This is a genomic window from Novosphingobium kunmingense (genome assembly GCF_002813245.1).
GTDB classification, from domain to species: Bacteria; Pseudomonadota; Alphaproteobacteria; order Sphingomonadales; family Sphingomonadaceae; genus Novosphingobium; species Novosphingobium kunmingense.
The window spans coordinates 369400-387084 of sequence record NZ_PHUF01000003.1; the positions used below are offsets into that span (position 1 = coordinate 369400).

The following is a 17685-nucleotide window of genomic DNA, read 5'->3' on the forward strand; positions in this document are numbered from 1 at the left end:
CGGGACCGTCCAGTCACAATCGCGAAGGACTGGACCTGCGCGAAGGCGCGGCTATCGTGGCGGCTTCGGGGATGATGGAGCGTCGAATGTGCGATGATACGACCGTGCCGCAGGAAGAAGCGGCGCTTTCCCGCCTTGGTTTCAACCGCCGCCAGTTCGCGGCCGCCGGCGCGGCCAGCATGGCCGCGGCCTGTGCGGATGCGCGGGTAATGGACAAGGGCAGCCTCACCGAGCAGATGGTCAAGGTTGCGACGCCCGATGGCACGGCCGACGCGTTCTTCGTGCGCCCGGCGCGCGGGACCTTTCCCGCCGTGATCGTCTGGCCCGACATCGCCGGCCTGCGCGACGCTTACAAGGAAATGGGCCGCCGCTTGGCGCGCGAGGGCTACGCCGTGCTGGTGGTCAACCACTACTATCGCTCTTCGCCCGCGCCGGTGGTCGCCTCGATGGCCGAATGGCGCACGCCCGAAGGCCAGGCCAAGCTGAAGCCGATGATCGCCGCGCTGTCGCCCGCCGGGACGATGCGCGATGCCAGGGCCTTTGTCGCCTGGCTCGACAAGCAGCGCAGCGTCGATACGAAGAAGGGTGTCGGGACCAGCGGCTATTGCATGGGCGGGCCCTTTACGGTGCGCACTGCCTATGCCGTGCCGGGCCGCGTGCGCGCGGCGGCCTCATTCCACGGCGGCGGCCTTGTCACCGACGCAGCCGACAGCCCGCACCGGCTGCTCGCCGCGACCAAGGCCGGCTATCTTTTCGCCGTGGCCAGGAATGACGATGCCAAGGCCCCCGGCGACAAGGACGCGCTGCGTGCGGCGGCCGCGGCCGCCGGTCGCCCGGCGGAGATCGAGGTCTACAATGCCGACCACGGCTGGTGCACGCTCGACGCGCCGGTCTACAACGAGGCCGAAGCCAACCGCGCTTGGGGCCGGATGCTGGCGCTGTTCAAGACGTTATGATCGCGAGGCGGGGAGGGCTGACGGCAATCGCCCTGGCTCTGGCGACTGCCGCCGGCTTTCCGGCCCAGGTCGCGGCCAGACCGGCCGAGGTCGCTTCGGTGCGCCTCGACACGCGGCGGATCGAACGGGCCGTGTCCGCAATGGTCGCGCAGGACCGGACCGTCGGCGCTTCGGTTCTGGTCTGGCAGGGCGGGCGCGAACGCCTGTTTTTCGTCGCCGGCCAGTCCGACCGCGAACGGGGCGTGCCTTTTACCCGCGACACGCTGGTGCAGATTTTCTCGATGACCAAGCCGGTCACCGGCGTCGCGCTGATGCAGCTGTGGGAGCAGGGGCGCTTCCGGCTCGACGATCCGCTGGCGCTCTACCTGCCTCAGTTTGCGAACGCCCGGGTCTATCTCGGCGACGATGCCGCCGGAAATCCGCTCACGCGCCCCGCATCGCGCCCGATCCTGGTACGCGACGTGGTGCGGCACACCGCGGGGTTCGTCTATGGTGAAGGGCCGGGCGGTCTGGGAAGGCTGATCGAGCGGGTCGATCACCTCTCATCCGACAACACGCTGGCCCAGCTTGGCGACAAGCTGGCGACTATCCCGCTGATCGACGATCCGGGCCGGCAGTGGTCCTACAGCGCGGCGGTCGATGTGCAGGCGCTGCTGGTGCAGACGCTGTCCGGCCAGCCGTTCGACGAATACGTCCGCGACCACATCTTTCTGCCGCTGGGCATGACGGACAGCGCGTGGAAGCGCAGCGCGGCCGACCGTGCGCGGCTGGCACGGATCTACGAAGCGAAGGACGGCGAGTTGCAGCCCATGGCGGAGGCGCAATGGCTCGAGGCCAATTTCATTGGCAAGCCGATGGTCATGGGCGGATCGGGGATCGTCTCGACTATCGACGACTACATGCGTTTCGCGCGCATGCTGCTGGGCAAGGGCAGTCTTGACGGGGTGCAGGTGATCAAGCCGCAGACCCTGGCTGTGATGACAGACGATATGCTCGATCCGGCAATCACCAAACGCTCGTTCCTGCCGGGCAAGGGTGCGCTCGGCTTCGGCGTCGATTTCGCGGTGCGGACCGCGCCGCCGCAGACGCCGGAGGAAAACCGCGGCGCCGTGGGCGAGTTTTTCTGGGACGGGATGCCCTCGATGCTGTTCTGGGTCGATCCGGTGAACGATATGGCGGTGGTCTTCGCCACGCAGAAGGTCCCCTTCGACGGCACCCTGCACCGCGATATCCGCGCCGCCGTCTATGGCCGCGACTATCTCGGCCCGCCGGCCCGGTGACGCTGTTGGCCTGAGCCGCGTTTGCCGCTAGGGGCGCGAGGATGATCCGCCTTTCCGGCCTTACCCTCCCGCTCGACCATCCGGCCGAAGCGCTTGCTGAGGCTATTTGCGCGCGCCTCGGCATCGCGCCCGATGCCCTGCGTGGCTGGTCGCTGTTCAAGCGCGGCAACGACGCGCGCCGCAAGTCGGCGATCCTGCTGGTCTATACCGTCGATGTCGACGTGGCGGACGAGGCAGGGGTGTTGGAACGGTTCGCGGACGACAAGGACGTGCGCCCCACGCCCGACATGACCTGGCACCCGCCGGTCCACGCGCCAGAAGGATGGAGCGGCAAGCGTCCGGTGGTGATCGGCGCCGGGCCCTGCGGCCTTTTTGCCGGACTGGTTCTGGCGCAGATGGGGCTCAAACCCATCATCCTCGACCGCGGCAAGGTGGTGCGCCAGCGCACCAAGGACACCTGGGGCCTGTGGCGGCGCAGCGAGCTCAATCCCGACAGCAACGTCCAGTTCGGCGAAGGCGGGGCGGGGACCTTCTCCGACGGCAAGCTCTATTGCCGGGTGAAGGACCCGCGCTTCCTTGGCCGCAAGGTGCTGGAAGAGTTCGTCAGGGCCGGCGCCCCCGACGACATTCTGTGGGAAGCGCATCCGCACATCGGCACCTTCCGTCTCGTCACGATGGTCGAGAGCTTACGCGAAACGATTGAAGGCCTGGGCGGCGAATACCGCTGGCAGACGCGGGTCGACGATCTGGAGCTGGAACGGCGCGGCGATGGCTTTGCCCTGCGCGGCCTGCACCTGCACGATGGCACCTTTCTGGAAGCAGACCACGTGGTCATGGCCGTGGGCCACTCGGCGCGCCCGACCTTCGAAATGCTCCATGCCCGGGGCGTGCATATCGAGGCCAAGCCGTTCTCGGTCGGCGTGCGGATCGAGCACCCGCAAAGCTGGATCGACGAAGCGCGCTATGGCCGTTTCGCCAAGCATCCGGATCTTGGAGCGGCGGCCTACAGCCTGGTCCACCATGCCAGCAACGGGCGCACGGTCTATTCGTTCTGCATGTGCCCGGGCGGGCGCGTGGTGGCCGCGACCAGCGAGGAAGGCCGCGTCGTCACCAACGGGATGAGCCAGTACTCCCGCGCCGAATTCAACGCAAATTCGGGCTTCGTCGTCGGCATCGATCCGGCGCGCGATTACCCGGACGGGCCGCTGGCGGGCATCGCCTTCCAGCGCAAGTGGGAAAGCCTGGCCTTCGAGGCCGGCGGCGGCGGCTACCGCGCGCCGGGGCAGCGGGTGGAGGATTTCCTCGCTGGGCGGCCATCGGCCGCGCTCGGTGCGGTCGTGCCCAGCTACAAGCCCGGTGTCACGCCGACCGATCTTGCTGCCTGCCTCCCCGATTTCGCGGTGGAAGCGATGCGCGAGGCGATCCCGGTGTTCGGCCGCCAGATCCGCCGCTACGACGATCCCGACGTGGTCATGACCGGGGTCGAGACCCGCACGTCCAGCCCGGTGCGCATCACCCGCGGCAAGGATTTCCAGTCGCTCAACGTTGCCGGGCTCTTCCCGGCGGGTGAGGGCGCCGGATATGCCGGCGGGATCCTTTCGGCCGCGATCGACGGGATCAAGGTGGGCGAAGCGATGGCCGCGTCCATCGTCAAGGGATGAACGGTCAAGCCTTCGATGCGATCGTGCTGGGCGCGGGCGCGGCCGGCCTGATGGCCGCCGCCGTGGCCGGCCAGCGCGGCAAGCGCGTTTTGCTCGTCGATCACAATCCCGAAGCCGGGCGCAAGATCCTGATTTCGGGTGGCGGGCGCTGCAATTTCACCAACCTCGGCACCGCGCCCGACCGCTACTTGTCGGACAACCTGCATTTCGCCAAGTCGGCGCTGAGCCGGTATACCCCGCGCGATTTTATCGACCTGGTCGAAGCCCATGGCATCGCCTGGCACGAAAAGACGCTGGGGCAACTGTTCTGCGACGGCTCGGCCCGGCAGATCGTCGCGCTGCTGCTCGAGGAATGCGCCAAGGGCCAGGTCCGCCTCGCATTCGGCGAGCCGGTGTCCCACATCGACTACGGCGATGGCCTCTACCGCGTCATGATGGCCGGCACGCGACACACCGCGCCGGTGCTGGTCATCGCCACCGGCGGTCCGTCGATCCCCAAGCTTGGCGCAAGCGGATTTGCCTACGATCTGGCCCGCCGCTTCGACCTTGGCGTGATCCAGCCGCGCCCGGCTCTGGTGCCTTTCACCCTGGGCGAGGACGAAGCCCTGTTTCGCGAGTTGTCGGGAGTCTCAACCGAAGTTGAGGTTCATTGGAAAAAGGCGCATTTCCGCGAGGCCGCACTGTTCACCCACCGCGGGTTGTCGGGTCCCGCCATGCTGCAGATCAGCAGCTATTGGCAGCATCGCACGCCGATCCAGGTCGACTTCGTTCCCGATGCCGCGCGCGGCTGGCTGGTCGATGCCAAGCGCGCCGCCCCGCGCCAGACGCTGCGCCGTACGCTGGCCGAACGGCTGCCCGAACGGCTCGCCGACGCGCTGCTCGACAAGCTGGGGATGGCCGGCGAACTGGGCGCGCAAGGCGACAGGGCGCTGGTCCGCGCCGAAGAGGCGCTGCGTCGCTGGGCCTTCACCCCCAACGGCACCGAAGGCTTTGCCAAGGCCGAGGTGACGGCCGGCGGCATCGCCACGGCGGGGCTGTCGTCGCAGACCATGGAGGCGCGCAAGGTGCCCGGGCTCTACGCGATCGGCGAAGCGGTCGACGTGACCGGCTGGCTCGGCGGTTACAATTTCCAGTGGGCCTGGGCGAGCGCGGTCGCCTGCGGGCGCGCTATTCCCTGACCGGCTTGCCCTTGAGGTTGGTCAGCACGACCATTTCGTCGTACATCGCGATCAGGTGGCCGTCGTACCACTGGTCCATAACGCATTTCACCCGGCCGAAGAACGGGGCGATGTCGTTGTTGTCATAATGGCCATCGTTGGCTGTCGTCGGCAGCGTGACTTCAAGCGCCTGGCCCTTGAGATAGGCGGCGATCTCGTCGATGTGCGCGCGCAGGGCCAGCTTGCGGTGGTCCCCGCTCGACCCGCCGCTGCGGGCGTGCTGCAATTCTTCCTTGGCCTTGTCCATCAGGCCCGAGACATAGGAATAGACCCGCTCCATGTTCTCGCGTTTCAGCGCGATCATGGTGTCGACGTAATCCTTCTTGATCCGCTGGGCGGCGGTGTCGGGGTGTTCGGTGCCGTGAAAGGCCTGGCCGAAGCGGACGGGGTTTTCCTGGATCATGCAAGGGGACTTAGCCGATCCATGGTTATCAGGCGGTTAAGCACACCTGTTTTGCTTGTCGCGCGCCCTCCATGCGCTACCATCATGCCGGAGTAACGGGTGGGAGTTTTGAGTGATGGGCGGTGTCCTGATCGCGCTGCTGGGCGTGGTGTTCATTTTTGTTCTGATGGGCGTGCGCGTGGTCCGGCAGGGCTATGTCTATACGATCGAGAGGCTGGGCAAGTTCACGCTGGCCGCCAGTCCCGGCCTCCACGTCATCATTCCGTTCGTCGACCGCGTAGGCCACAAGGTCAACATGATGGAACAGGTGCTCGACATCCCGGGGCAGGAAATCATCACCAAGGACAACGCGATGGTCGGCGTCGATGCCATCGTGTTCTTCCAGGTTCTGGACGCGGGCAAGGCGGCCTACGAGGTGTCGAACCTCTATGTCGCGATCATGCAGCTGACGACGACCAACCTGCGCACCGTGATGGGCAGCATGGACCTCGACGAAACGCTGTCCAAGCGGGACGAGATCAACGCCAAGCTGCTTGCGGTGATCGATCACGCGACCAGCCCTTGGGGCGTCAAGATCACCCGCATCGAGATCAAGGACATTCGCCCGCCGGCGGACATTTCCAACGCGATGGCCCGCCAGATGAAGGCGGAGCGCGAAAAGCGCGCCAACATTCTGGAGGCAGAAGGGCTGCGCGCCGCCGAAATTCTGAGGGCCGAGGGTGAAAAGCAGGGCGCGATCCTGTCGGCCGAAGGGCGCAAGGAAGCGGCGTTTCGCGACGCCGAAGCGCGCGAGCGTTCGGCCGAGGCAGAAGCGCGCGCAACACAGGTCGTGTCCGAAGCCATCGCCACCTCGGGCACGCAGGCGCTCAATTACTTCGTCGCGCAGAAATACACCGAAGCGGTCGCCGGTTTTGCCACGTCGCCCAACGCCAAGACGATCCTGTTCCCGGTCGAGGCGACGCAGCTGATCGGATCGATCGGCGGGATCGGCGAACTGGTGAAGGACGCGCTCGACAGCAAGGGGCCGCTGAAATGAACCCGCTGATGGATGGCACCTCGCCGCAATGGCTGTGGCTCGGCCTCGGACTGGTCCTGGCGATCGGGGAAATGGTAATCCCCGGGGTGTTCCTGATCTGGCTGGCCGGGGCGGCGCTGATAACCGGCCTCGTTACCTGGGCCCTGCCGATCGGGATGCCCTTGCAGGTCGTCCTGTTCGCCGTGCTGGCGATCGTGTCGGTGTTCCTGGGGCGCAACTGGCTGCGTGCCAATCCGGTCGAGGCCGCCGACCCCAAGATGAACGACCGCGGCGCGCGCAGCGTGGGCGAGGTGGTGCTCGTGACCGAGGCGATCGGTGCGGGGACCGGGCGCGTCAAACTGGGTGACAGCGAATGGCTGGCCCGCGGCCCTGATGCGGAAGCCGGAACCCGGATGCGCGTCGCGGGTCATGACGGCGCGACGCTGATTGTCGAACACCTGCACTGACCCCATATAGGGCGCCAAGGAGCCCTGCATGACCGACAAGATCGACCTGACCGAAGCCGAATGGCGCCAGAAGCTGTCGCCTGAGCAGTACCACGTCCTGCGCGAACACGGCACCGAACGCGCCTTCACCGGGAAGTACGAGAAGAACAAGGCGACCGGGGTCTACATGTGCGCTGGCTGCGGGGCGCCGCTGTTCGCTTCTGCGACCAAGTACGATAGCGGATCGGGCTGGCCGAGCTATACCGCGCCGGTCGACGATGAGGCGGTGGACGAGGTCCGCGACGCATCGCACGGCATGGTCCGCACCGAGGTGCGCTGCGCCAGGTGCGACGGGCACCTGGGCCACGTGTTTCCGGACGGCCCGCGCGACCAGGGCGGGCTGCGCTACTGCATCAACAGTGCCAGCCTCGACTTCAAGCCCGGAGAATGACGGCTCGGCGGCAGGCCTGCGCGGTTTGACGATTGGGCATTAACCCTGCGGGTTTATTGTCCTATGGTGCGAACGCGTGCCGGGCCTTTCGCCGCGGCGGGAGGAATGATCGAGCCTTATGGCAAGAAGCGATATCCGGCGGACCCCGCCGCGAGGACGCCAGCCTGAACCCACACAGCAACCGTCAAGTTGGCGCCGGATCGTCCGCCGGGTCTTCGTCTGGGGCTTTGCCCTGGCGCTGCTCGGGACCGTCGCGCTGGCCGTTGCCGTGGGAATCACCGCGCGGACCCTGCCCAGTTACGACGAACTGAAATCCAGCCAGGTCGGCCAGATGATCGTCGTGCGCGCGCGCGACGGCTCCGAATTGTTCGCCATGGGGCCGAGCTACGGCAAATGGGTGCCTTACGGCCAAATCCCGCAGGTGATGAAAGACGCGATGCTGTCCACCGAGGACAAGCGTTTCCGCAGCCATCCCGGGGTCGATCCCGTCGGCATCGCGCGCTCATTCTACGTGCGTTATCAGGAAGGGCGCTTCAAGCAGGGCGGGTCGACCATAACCCAGCAGCTGGCGCGCACCGTCTTCCTCAACAACGATCGCACGTGGAGCCGCAAGCTGCGCGAGGTCGTCCTGGCGCTGGCGCTCGAATGGAACTTCTCCAAGGACCAGATCCTCGAGGCCTATCTCAACAAGGTCTATTTCGGTGGCGGCGCCTATGGCATCGACGCTGCCAGCCGCAAGTTCTTCGGCCATCCCGGCACCAATCTGTCGCTGTCCGAAGCGGCTATCATCGCCGGTCTGGTCAAGGCGCCTTCGCATTACTCGCCGACCGCCGACGCCAAGGCGGCGGTCGATCGCGCCCAGGTCGTATTGAACCTGATGGTCGTCAACGGCGCGATCAGCCGGAGCGAGGCCGACGCGGTCGAATTCGGCAAGATGCGCTTCGCCGCGGAAAAGGGCCAGAACTCGGCTCGCTACTTCACCGACTGGGCGCTGCCGCAGCTTGACCTGTTACTGGGCGACGTGACCGAACCGATCGAGGTCTGGACAACGCTTGACCCCAAACTTCAGGCCCAGGCGACGAGCTCGATTCAGGCCAACGTGCCGGGCGGCGCGCAGGGCGCGCTGGTCAGCCTCGACCGCGACGGGGCGGTCCTCGCCATGGTCGGCGGCACCGACTATGTCACCTCGAACTACAATCGCGCCACCAACGCAGTGCGCCAGCCGGGCTCGGTGTGGAAGCTGTTCGTGTTCCTTGCCGCGCTGGAGGCGGGCTACAACCCCGACAGCAAGGTGGTGGACGAGCCTGTCACAATCCAGGGCTGGACCCCGCGCAATTCGACCGGGACCTACGCCGGAGAAATCGACGTGCGCACGGCTTTTGCCTATTCGAAGAACACGGTAGCCGCGCAGCTTGGCAACGAAGTCGGCTTCTCGGCCGTGGCCGGCATGGCCCGCCGCTTCGGCATCACCACGCCGATCAGCACCTACCCGTCGATGGTGCTTGGCGCCAACGAGGTGCGCCTGATCGACATGACCCGCGCCTTCGCCTCGGTTTCGGCGAAGGGCCAGGCGATCGAGCCCTATGGCATCGTCAAGGTCACCTCGACCGGCGGCCGCGTGCTCTACCAGCGTGAGGCGCGCGGCGGCCAGATGCTGGTCCCGGCCTACGTTGCAGCGGGGATCACCGACCTTCTGCAAAGCGCGGTCAACATCGGCACCGGTCGTGCGGCCCAGATCGGCCGTCCGGTAGCGGGCAAGACCGGCACCACCACGTCGAACAAGGACGGCTGGTTCCTGGGCTTTTCGAGCGGCGTGACGACCGGTGTGTGGATGGGCCGCGACGACGACAAGCCCGTGCCCGGCCTGCAGGGCGGGACCGCGCCGGCGCGCGCCTTTGCGACCTATATGAAGAGCGCCGTAGCCAACCGCCCGGTCGAACAGTTCGACACCGAGATCACCCTGCCGGCCTGGCAACTCGAACCGGACGACGAGGCGAACCTCGGGATCAATCCGGACGAGTATTATTACCCGGACGAACAGGGCAACATGGTCGAACCGCTGCGCCCCGACGATCAGGAACAGCTCCCGCCCGATCAGGGCGTGCCCAATCCGAATGAGGAAGACGCGCCGCCGCCGGCTGCCAACCAGGATTTCCTCGACCAGGCGACCGGCCGCAACCGGCCGCAGCAGCAGCAGCAAGCTCCGCCCGCTCGCCCGCAGCGCGACCGGGCAGTCCAGCCCCAATAGCGAAAGGGCCCCCCGCCGTCCGCGGCAGGGGGCCCTTCTTTTTTAGCTAGAACGGCTGCGGCGCCGGCCGATCAGCGCAGCCGCACCGGCACGTAGACCGCCGGCTGGCCGCGCTTCTGCACGCGGAGCAGCACCGCGGCGCGGTTTTCAGCCTTGGCGGCGCGGATCGCGGCGTCGAGATCGGCGACGCTGGCCAGTTCGCGGTAATTTGCCGAGAGAATGATGTCCCCGCGGGTAAAGCCGCGCGTGGCCGCATCGGACGAGGGATCGACCTGCGACACCACGACCCCGCGGGTCGAGGTCGGCACGCCGAGCTGCCCAGCGATCTGCGGCGTCAGCGCCATGACCGACAGGCCCAGCGCCTGGTTGCTGAGGCCCGCAGCGGTGGATGCGCCGCGATCGGCGTCGTCGTTCTGCGAAGGCGCGTTGGGGTTGAACTGCTGCTGGGCCAGTTCCTCCTCGCTCGGCCGCTTGCCGACGGTCGCGGTGATGGTCATGCGCTTGCCGTCGCGCAGCAGCTCGATCGGGATGCGCTTGCCCGGCTCGGTATTGGCGACAATGTAGGACAGCGTCTGGTCGGGGCTGACGTCCTTGCCGTCGACCTTCACCACGATGTCACCGGCCTGGAGGCCCGCGGCGGCAGCCGCCTGGCCCGGCTGGACCGACTGGATCAGCTCGCCCCGGTTGTGCGCAAGGCCGAGCGAATCAGCGACATCCTCGGTCACCGGCTGGATCTGGACGCCGAGGTAGCCGCGGTCGATCGACACGCCCTTGATCAGCTTGTCGACAATCGGAGCGGCGGTTTCGGCGGGAATCGCAAAGCCGATGCCGACCGACCCGCCGGTGGGCGAGAAGATCGCATTGTTGATGCCGATGACCTGGCCCTTCATGTCGAACATCGGGCCGCCCGAATTACCCCGGTTGATCGATGCGTCGGTCTGCAGGTAGCGGTCATAGGCGCTGCCCGACCCGGTCGAGCGGGTCACCGCCGAGACGATGCCCGAGGTTACCGTGCCGCCGAGGCCGAAGGGATTGCCGATGGCGATAACCCAATCGCCCACGCGGGCCGAACGGCTGTCACCGAACTTGACGAAGGGCAGCGGCTTGGTTGCCTGGATCTTGAGCACGGCCAGGTCCGACGGCGCGTCCTTGCCGACCAGGCGGGCCGGATACTCGGTCCCGTCGGGCATGGTCACGGTGATCGATTCAACCTGGCCGCGGCCGTCGGCGGTGATCACGTGGTTGTTGGTCACGACATAGCCGTCGGCCGAAATGATGAAGCCCGAGCCAAGCGACTGTGCCTCGCGCGTCTGGGGCGAATTGCCGCCCCCGCCACCGAACAGCCCCTCGAACGGGGTTCCGGCAAAGGGATTGCCTCCAGCCTGGACCTGGATCTTCTGGCGGGTCGATATGTTGACCACTGCCGGCTGCAACTGCTGCGTCAGATCTGCGAAGCTGGCCGGGGCGCCCGCGCGCGGGACGACGCCGGTCATCTGGCTGGCGTCGTTCTGGGCAACCTGCGCGCCGGCAGGCAGGCCGGTCGCCAGCGAAAGGGCCGCGCCGCCAAGCAGCAGCGCCGAAGTCACTCCATAAGCGTATCGCACGTGTCTCAAATCCTCTTGTTCGTCACGTTCAGACCCGCCTGCGATTCACGCCGGTGCGCCTGAACAGGCATTGAATGGCTATTGCCCCCGGAACTGCTTCAGATACTCGCTGTCCGGCCCCAGGATGATCGTCGCCTTGTTCTTGCGGTCGGTGCCGCCGAAGACCACCTCGTAGCTCTGGATGGCGCGGAAGAAGTCGTAGAACGCGGGATCGCGCCCGGCGACCGATCCAAGCATCCGCGCGGAATCGGTTCGTGCGGCCATGAGGATGCGTTCGGCCTCGCGCGCGCCGTTCTCGGTCTCGGCCGCGGCGATCCGCGCGCGTTCGCCTTCCATGCGCTCGATCGTCTGCTGCAGCTCGCCCTCGGGGAATACGGCGCCAGTCAGGCGAAGGTCGACCACCTGGAGACCGAGCGGACGCGCCCGCGCGTCGAGCGCGGCGCGCAGGCGCTGGGTCGCCCCGCCGGTGCCGGGTTGGAGCAACTGGCCCGATGGCACCTGGCCCAGTTCCTGCTGGGCGATCGCGCGCAGCGCGTCGTTTACCTGGGCCACGGCCTTGTCGGCGCCGCCGCCGTTCGCGACGACCTTGACCGGATCGAAGGCGCGCAGGGTGGCGCTGGCATCGACCAGCAGCGGCGCCTTGTCCGACCCGGTCACCGGAAGGCGTTCGGCAGTCGTTCCGAACAAGCCGCGCTCGACCCATTCCACTCGCTCGACCAGGGGCAGATGCAGGATCAGTCCGCCGCCGCCGGTGCCGGCGACCGGCGTCCAGCGGTTCACCACGCGGACCGGTTCGCCCATGCGGGTGACCACGGCCTGGCGGCCCTCGGGCACAGCCGAGACGCTAAGGCCGAGGAGAATGGCGGCGGTGCCGAACACGAACAGCGCGGCGCGGGTTCTGGAATTGGCCATGGTCACTCCCCTCCTGTCGCTGCCGCGCTCGGCGCGGAGGTAGGGGTCGGGGTGACCACCGGGTCGCTGCCGGGATTGACTGTCACCGTGGCGCCGGAACCGGCGATCACCACGTTGTTTTCGGCCAGGATGCGCTCCATCGTCTGGTAGTAGGCGCGCTTGCGGGTGATCTCGGGCGCGGCCTGGTACTGGGCATAGACGCTTTCGAAGCGGGCTGCCTCGTCGTTGGCGACGGCGATGATCCGCTGCGCCTCGCCGCTGGCATTGGCGATGGCGTCGCGGGCGCCCTTGCGCGCCTCGTTGACCTTGCGGAAGGCGTCGGCCAGCCGCTCGGGCGGGTTGGCATTCAGCACTTCGGCCCCTTCGACGCGCACGCCCAGCTTGAGCGCGTCGAGCGCGGCCTGGGTGCGGGTGGCGACGAGTTGCTGCAGCTCGGGGCGGCGCTGGCCTTCGATCAGGTCATCGAAGGTCTGCTCGGCCACGGCGGCGCGGACCTGCGCTTCGGCCAGCCGTGCGACCAGCGCAGGGGTGTCGTCCGAATTGTAGGCGAAGCGCGGCAGGTCGGTAATCGTCCAGCGCAGCTTCGCCGACAGGTTCACCAGTTGCCGGTCGCGGGTGATCATCAGGTTTTCGCCCGACTTGGCCGCGACGACTGTTTCCTGCGGCGTTCCGGTTTCGCGCACGGCAACCGCCTGGGCCGGCCAGGGCAGGGTCAGCGTCAGGCCGGGCCCGACTGTGCGGTCATAGCGGCCGAAAGTCGTGACCAGGCCCTGTTCGCCCTTGCCCAGAGCGTGGACCGAGGTGCCGCCCGCCCACAGCGCGACCAGACCTGCTACCACGAAGGGAATCCAGTTGCGGCCCGACGGCGCGCCGCCAACCAGCCTTGCGCGCTGCTTGAGGATATCGTCGATATGGGCCGAGCGGCGCTTGGCCTCGTCCTCGGCCGGAGGCAGCCAGGGGTTCAGGGGACGGCTGGTGCCCTTGGTTGTCGGCTCGGCGCCTGGCTCGGCCGCCGGTTCCCCGCTTTCGCCGGTGGCGTCAGGCGTCTCGGCCTCGGCCGCATCGCCGCCATCGCCCCACGGGCTCTTCGGCTTGGCCATGGCCAGCGCGCGCACCCTGTCATTCTCACCCGGTTTATCCATCGCTTCCTGTTATAAGGTGCCCTTCCCACAAAAACAGTGTCTGCCGATGCTTTTTCCTTGCTAGGGGGGCGCCATGACCGACCCGACCGACGCCCTGCGCGCCGCCCTGTCTCCCGCGATCCTGGCCCGCCTGCAAAGCTTGCGCGTGACGGACGGGACCGCGATCGCCGTGCTGGACGCGAGCGGAATGGACGCCGCCGCGCGCACCGCGCTGGAAGATGAGGTGAAGGCGGCGTTGAGCGGGCGGCCGGACGTTCGCGAGGTGCGCATCGCGCTGACCGCGGACAAAGTCCGGCGCCGGATCATCGCGGTCGGTTCGGGCAAGGGCGGGGTCGGCAAGTCCACCGTGGCGGCCAATCTTGCCGTCGCGCTGGCGCGGGCCGGGCGCAAGGTCGGCCTGGTCGATGCCGATATCTATGGACCTTCGCAGCCGCGCCTGCTCGGCAGCGAGGGGGTCAAGCCCCAGGCTCACGACAGCAAGATGATCCCGGTGCAGAACCGTTGGGGCGTGCCGATGCTGTCGATGGGCCAGCTGATCGAGGCGGACAAGGCCATCGCCTGGCGCGGGCCGATGGCAGCGGGCGCGTTGAGTCAACTGGTCGACGCGAACTGGGGCGCGATCGACACGCTGGTGGTCGACTTGCCGCCCGGCACCGGCGACGTGCAGCTGACCATGCTGCAAAAGCACAAACCCGATGGCGCGGTGATCGTCTCGACCCCGCAGGACCTGGCGCTTATCGACGCGCGCCGTGCGATGCAGCTATTCGAGGTGGGCCAGGTGCCGATCGTCGGCATGGTCGAGAACATGGCCGGCTATGTCTGCCCGCACTGCAACGAAGTGAGCGATCCGTTCGGCCTTGGCGGAACCGAGGCGGCCGCCGCCGACCTTGGCGTGCCGTTCCTGGGACGCATCCCGCTCGACATCGCGATCCGCGAAGCAAGCGATGCCGGTACGCCGCCCGCCGCGGGCGATGGGCCGCAGGCACGCGCCTTTGCCGATCTGGCTGTGCGGATCGGCGCCTGGCTCGACGGCAGGCAGGAGCGCTAGGGCCGATGGCACTGTCGCGGCGCGGCGTGCTGCTGGGGGCCGGGGCGGCCGGCGGGCTGCTGCTCGCCTGGACGCTCGCCCCGCGCCGCTACGTGGCGCCGCTGCCCGCCAGCGCGGGCGAGGTCGCGTTCGATTCCTGGCTCAAGATCGGGACCGATGGCGTGGTCACCGTTGCCGTGCCCGAGGCCGAGATGGGCCACGGCATCACTACACTCATTCCACAGATCGTCGCGATGGAACTGGGCGCCGACTGGCGCCAGATCGCGGTCGAGCCCGCGCCCGTCAGCGGAGCCTACGGCAATGCCGCGCTGGCTGCGCACTGGGCGCCGCTGTGGCTGCCGCTGGCGACCTGCCTCGCCGATGAACCCGGCGACTGGCTCGCCCGCCGCTACGCCGAGGACGAGGTCTTCGACGTCATGGCCGACGGCACGACCATCACTGCCTTCGAAGCCTCGGTCCGCGCTGCCGCGGCCAGCGCGCGGGCGATGCTGGCCATGGCGGCGGCGAACCGCTGGGGCGTTGCCTGGGAGGAATGCGTCGCGGAAAGCGGCTTCATCGTTCACGATAAAAACCGCCTGTCCTTTGCCGCGCTGGCCGAGGATGCCGCCCGCCGGACGCCGCCCGATCCGCCCGTGTTGCGGCCCGAAGCCCCGGGCGAACGCGCCGGCGCGGTGCTGCCCGGCGCGGCGCTGTCCTTTCCCCGGCTCGACCTGCCGGCCAAGGTCGACGGCAGTTATATCTTTGCCGGCGACGTGCGCCTGCCCGACATGGTCTTCGCCGCGATCCGCCACGGGCCGCTAGGCGAAGCGCGCCTCGCCGGTTACGATCCGGCCCGGGCCAGGGGTGTCGCCGGCTTTCGTAGAGTGGTCGAGGGCCCGGACTGGCTCGCCGCCGTCGCCACTACCTGGTGGGCGGCCGAACGCGCGCTGGGCCTGATCGCGCCGCGCTTCTCGGTCGACCAGCGCGCCGACAGTGCCCGGATCGAACGCGCGCTCGATACGGCGCTGCGCCGCGGCGATGCCACCCGCATCGCCGAGCGGGGCAATCCCGACGCATGGCTGTCCGCCAGGTTCGAGCATGTCGCCCGCTATGCGGTCGCCCCGGCGCTTCACGCCACGCTCGAGACGGCGAGCGCCACCGCGCGGCTGGTCGAGGGCCGGCTCGAGCTGTGGATGGCGAGCCAGGCCCCGCAGGCGGCACGCAAGGCCGCGGCCGAGGCGGCGGAGGTGCCACTCGAAAAGGTCGTGCTTTATCCGACCGGCGGTGGCGGCAGCTTCGACCGCCGTCTGGAATCCGACCATGCGGCCGAGGTCGCCCTGATCGCACGCCAGGTCGGCAAGCCCGTCCAGCTCGCCTGGTCGCGCTGGCAGGAGCATGTTGCCGGCTTGCCGCGCAGCCCGGCGCAGGCGGTGCTGGCCGCGCGGACCGCGCCCGACGGCTCGCTCGCCGCGCTGAAGGTGCGGGTCGCCATGCCGGGGGCCACGGCCGAATTCGGCGAGCGCCTGTTCGAGGGGGCAAGCCGGAGCGATGCGCTGGCCGCGCAAGACGAAGCTGATCCGCTGTTCCTTGCCGGCGCCGTGCCGCCCTATGCGATCGAGCACCTGACGGTCGAACATTGCCCGGCACGGATCGCCCTGCCCACCGGACGCCAGCGCGGCAATGGGGCAGCGCTCGGCTGTTTCCTGATCGAGACGTTCATCGACGAACTGGCCGTGCGCGCAAACCGCGAGCCGCTGTCCTACCGCATCGCCATGCTCGGCGGCGACGTGAAGCTTGTCGGGGTGCTGCAGCACGCGGCGACCCTGGCCGAATGGAATGGCGGCACCATGGGCAGCGGACAGGGCTTGGCCTGCTGCCGGATGGCCGTCGCCGGGCGCGAGGGACGCATTGCCGTTGTTGCCAGCGCGCGGCGCGACGAGCGCGGGATCCGCGTCGACCGGCTGACCGCCGTGGCCGACATCGGCCGGGTCATCAACGCGGACATCGCCCGCCAGCAGATCGAGGGCGGGCTGGTCTTCGCCATGGGCCTCGGCAGCGGCTGTGCCACCGCCTATTCCGACGGCCTGCCGCTAACCGGGCGGCTTGGCCTTTTGGGTCTGCCGCTGCTGGCCGATTGCCCCGAGATCGACGTCGAGTTCATCGACAGCGAGGCCGATCCCTTCGACCCCGGGGAACTGGGGGTCGCAGCGGCCCTGCCGGCGATCGCCAACGCGCTCTACGCCTCGGGCGGGACCCGCGTGCGCAGCCTGCCCTTTCTTGCGGAGACGACGTGATGGACCGCCCAGCCAGCCACCCCGCGATCCCCGGCCCGCGCGTCGGCGTGCTGCTGGTCAATCTCGGCACGCCCGATGCGCCCGATCCGGCCTCGGTGCGGCGCTACCTCAGGGAATTCCTCTCGGACCGCCGTGTCGTCGAAATCCCGCGCTTGGTGTGGTGGCCGATCCTCAACGGGATAATCCTCACCACCCGACCGAAGAAGTCGGCCCATGCCTATGCCCAGGTGTGGAGCGAGTCGGGTTCCCCGCTCGCCGCGATCACGCGGGCACAGGCCGACGCCCTTCAGGCGCGGCTTGGCGATGCCGCACTGGTCGACTGGGCGATGCGTTATGGCAATCCGGGGATCGGGCCTGCCATCCAGGCAATGAAGGACAAGGGCTGCGAACGTATCCTCGTGGCGCCGCTCTACCCGCAGTATTCGGCCGCGACGACCGCGACGGCGATCGATGCCCTGGGTGCGCAGCTGGCTGCGATGCGCTGGCAACCGGCGCTGCGCACCCTACCGCCCTATTACGACGATCCGCTGCATATCGAGGCGCTGCGGGCCGACACCGCGCGGCAACTGTCCGCACTCGATTTCGTGCCCGAGGTGCTGTTGCTGTCGTTTCACGGCATGCCCGAACGCACGTTGCAGCTGGGCGATCCCTATTACTGCCAGTGTCGCAAGACCGCGCGGCTGCTGGCTGCGGCGCTGGCGCCGGATTATCCCGCCTTGCGGATCGAGACCACGTTCCAGTCACGCTTCGGGCGGGCGAAGTGGCTCGAACCTGCGACCGAGACGGTGCTTGAGGCTGAAGCGCAGGGCGGCACCCGTCGCCTGGCGATTGCGGCACCGGGCTTTGCCGCCGACTGCCTCGAAACGCGCGAGGAGTTGGCGATCCGCGGGCGCGAGCAATTCGTCGCGGCAGGCGGAACGCATTTCGCCGCGCTCGACTGCCTCAATACGGGCGAGGCGGGCATGGCCATGATCGAGGCACTGGTGCGGCGCGAACTGGCGGGGTGGATTCAAGCGAACGATTAAGTTA

The 17685-nt window shown here is 68.2% G+C and carries 15 protein-coding genes; 11 read left to right on the top strand and 4 right to left on the bottom strand.

Going from position 1 to position 17685, the window contains the following annotated elements; all coding sequences use genetic code 11:
- Window positions 1-86: 86 nt before the first annotated feature.
- From B0I00_RS07805 to B0I00_RS07820, 4 genes are read left to right on the top strand one after another with little or no spacing between them, the layout of a single operon-like run.
- On the top strand, window positions 87-956 hold the full coding sequence (locus tag B0I00_RS07805) for a dienelactone hydrolase family protein (RefSeq protein ID WP_100866820.1): 870 nt from the start codon (window positions 87-89) through the stop codon (window positions 954-956).
- Window positions 953-2236 carry a serine hydrolase domain-containing protein gene (locus B0I00_RS07810; RefSeq protein WP_100866821.1) on the top strand — a complete coding sequence of 428 codons (1284 nt, stop codon included), beginning with the start codon at window positions 953-955 and terminating at the stop codon, window positions 2234-2236. Before B0I00_RS07805 ends, B0I00_RS07810 begins: the two co-directional genes overlap by 4 nt.
- Before the next feature lie 41 nt (window positions 2237-2277).
- Entirely contained in the window at window positions 2278-3897 is a 1620-nt protein-coding gene (locus B0I00_RS07815) for an NAD(P)/FAD-dependent oxidoreductase (protein ID WP_100866822.1), read from the top strand.
- Complete coding sequence (locus B0I00_RS07820) at window positions 3894-5075, top strand: BaiN/RdsA family NAD(P)/FAD-dependent oxidoreductase (protein WP_100866823.1); 1182 nt, start codon at window positions 3894-3896, stop codon at window positions 5073-5075. The genes B0I00_RS07815 and B0I00_RS07820 overlap by 4 nt, the downstream gene beginning before the upstream one ends.
- On the opposite strand, the gene B0I00_RS07825 is transcribed toward B0I00_RS07820, so the two are convergent.
- Window positions 5065-5517 carry a hypothetical protein gene (locus B0I00_RS07825; RefSeq protein WP_100866824.1) on the bottom strand — a complete coding sequence of 151 codons (453 nt, stop codon included), beginning with the start codon at window positions 5515-5517 and terminating at the stop codon, window positions 5065-5067. The two genes, B0I00_RS07820 and B0I00_RS07825, sit on opposite strands and share 11 nt — an antisense overlap.
- A gap of 115 nt (window positions 5518-5632) precedes the next feature.
- On the opposite strand from B0I00_RS07825, the gene B0I00_RS07830 reads away from it, so the two are divergent.
- The 4 genes from B0I00_RS07830 (at window position 5633) to B0I00_RS07845 (ending at window position 9677) form a co-directional block, all read left to right on the top strand.
- Entirely contained in the window at window positions 5633-6553 is a 921-nt protein-coding gene (locus tag B0I00_RS07830) for an SPFH domain-containing protein (RefSeq protein WP_100866825.1), read from the top strand.
- Window positions 6550-6999, top strand: coding sequence for an NfeD family protein (locus B0I00_RS07835; RefSeq protein WP_198519172.1), 450 nt, complete (start codon window positions 6550-6552; stop codon window positions 6997-6999). Before B0I00_RS07830 ends, B0I00_RS07835 begins: the two co-directional genes overlap by 4 nt.
- A gap of 28 nt (window positions 7000-7027) precedes the next feature.
- On the top strand, window positions 7028-7429 hold the full coding sequence (gene msrB / locus B0I00_RS07840; protein ID WP_100866826.1) for a peptide-methionine (R)-S-oxide reductase MsrB: 402 nt from the start codon (window positions 7028-7030) through the stop codon (window positions 7427-7429).
- 118 nt (window positions 7430-7547) lie between these two features.
- Window positions 7548-9677, top strand: a complete 2130-nt coding sequence (locus B0I00_RS07845) for a transglycosylase domain-containing protein (RefSeq protein WP_100866827.1) — start codon at window positions 7548-7550, stop codon at window positions 9675-9677.
- A gap of 71 nt (window positions 9678-9748) precedes the next feature.
- On the opposite strand, the gene B0I00_RS07850 is transcribed toward B0I00_RS07845, so the two are convergent.
- From B0I00_RS07850 to B0I00_RS07860, 3 genes are all read right to left on the bottom strand, one after another.
- Window positions 9749-11281 carry a Do family serine endopeptidase gene (locus B0I00_RS07850; protein WP_198519173.1) on the bottom strand — a complete coding sequence of 511 codons (1533 nt, stop codon included), beginning with the start codon at window positions 11279-11281 and terminating at the stop codon, window positions 9749-9751.
- Between the two features lie 78 nt (window positions 11282-11359).
- A complete protein-coding gene (locus tag B0I00_RS07855) occupies window positions 11360-12193 on the bottom strand; it encodes an SPFH domain-containing protein (RefSeq protein WP_100866828.1) in 834 nt (277 codons plus the stop codon).
- Between the two features lie 2 nt (window positions 12194-12195).
- The gene (locus tag B0I00_RS07860) at window positions 12196-13335 is read right to left on the bottom strand and encodes a protease modulator HflK (protein ID WP_100866829.1); all 1140 of its coding nucleotides are present in this window, start codon (window positions 13333-13335) and stop codon (window positions 12196-12198) included.
- A gap of 73 nt (window positions 13336-13408) precedes the next feature.
- On the opposite strand from B0I00_RS07860, the gene B0I00_RS07865 reads away from it, so the two are divergent.
- Genes B0I00_RS07865 through hemH form a run of 3 tightly spaced genes read left to right on the top strand, consistent with a single transcriptional unit; the run spans window position 13409 to window position 17681 of the window.
- Window positions 13409-14383 carry an Mrp/NBP35 family ATP-binding protein gene (locus B0I00_RS07865; RefSeq protein ID WP_100866830.1) on the top strand — a complete coding sequence of 325 codons (975 nt, stop codon included), beginning with the start codon at window positions 13409-13411 and terminating at the stop codon, window positions 14381-14383.
- Window positions 14384-14388: 5 nt separating this feature from the next.
- Window positions 14389-16656 carry a molybdopterin cofactor-binding domain-containing protein gene (locus B0I00_RS07870; RefSeq protein WP_100866831.1) on the top strand — a complete coding sequence of 756 codons (2268 nt, stop codon included), beginning with the start codon at window positions 14389-14391 and terminating at the stop codon, window positions 16654-16656.
- Window positions 16656-17681 carry a ferrochelatase gene (gene hemH, locus B0I00_RS07875; RefSeq protein WP_100866832.1) on the top strand — a complete coding sequence of 342 codons (1026 nt, stop codon included), beginning with the start codon at window positions 16656-16658 and terminating at the stop codon, window positions 17679-17681. The genes B0I00_RS07870 and hemH overlap by 1 nt, the downstream gene beginning before the upstream one ends.
- The last annotated feature ends 4 nt before the right edge of the window (window positions 17682-17685 follow it).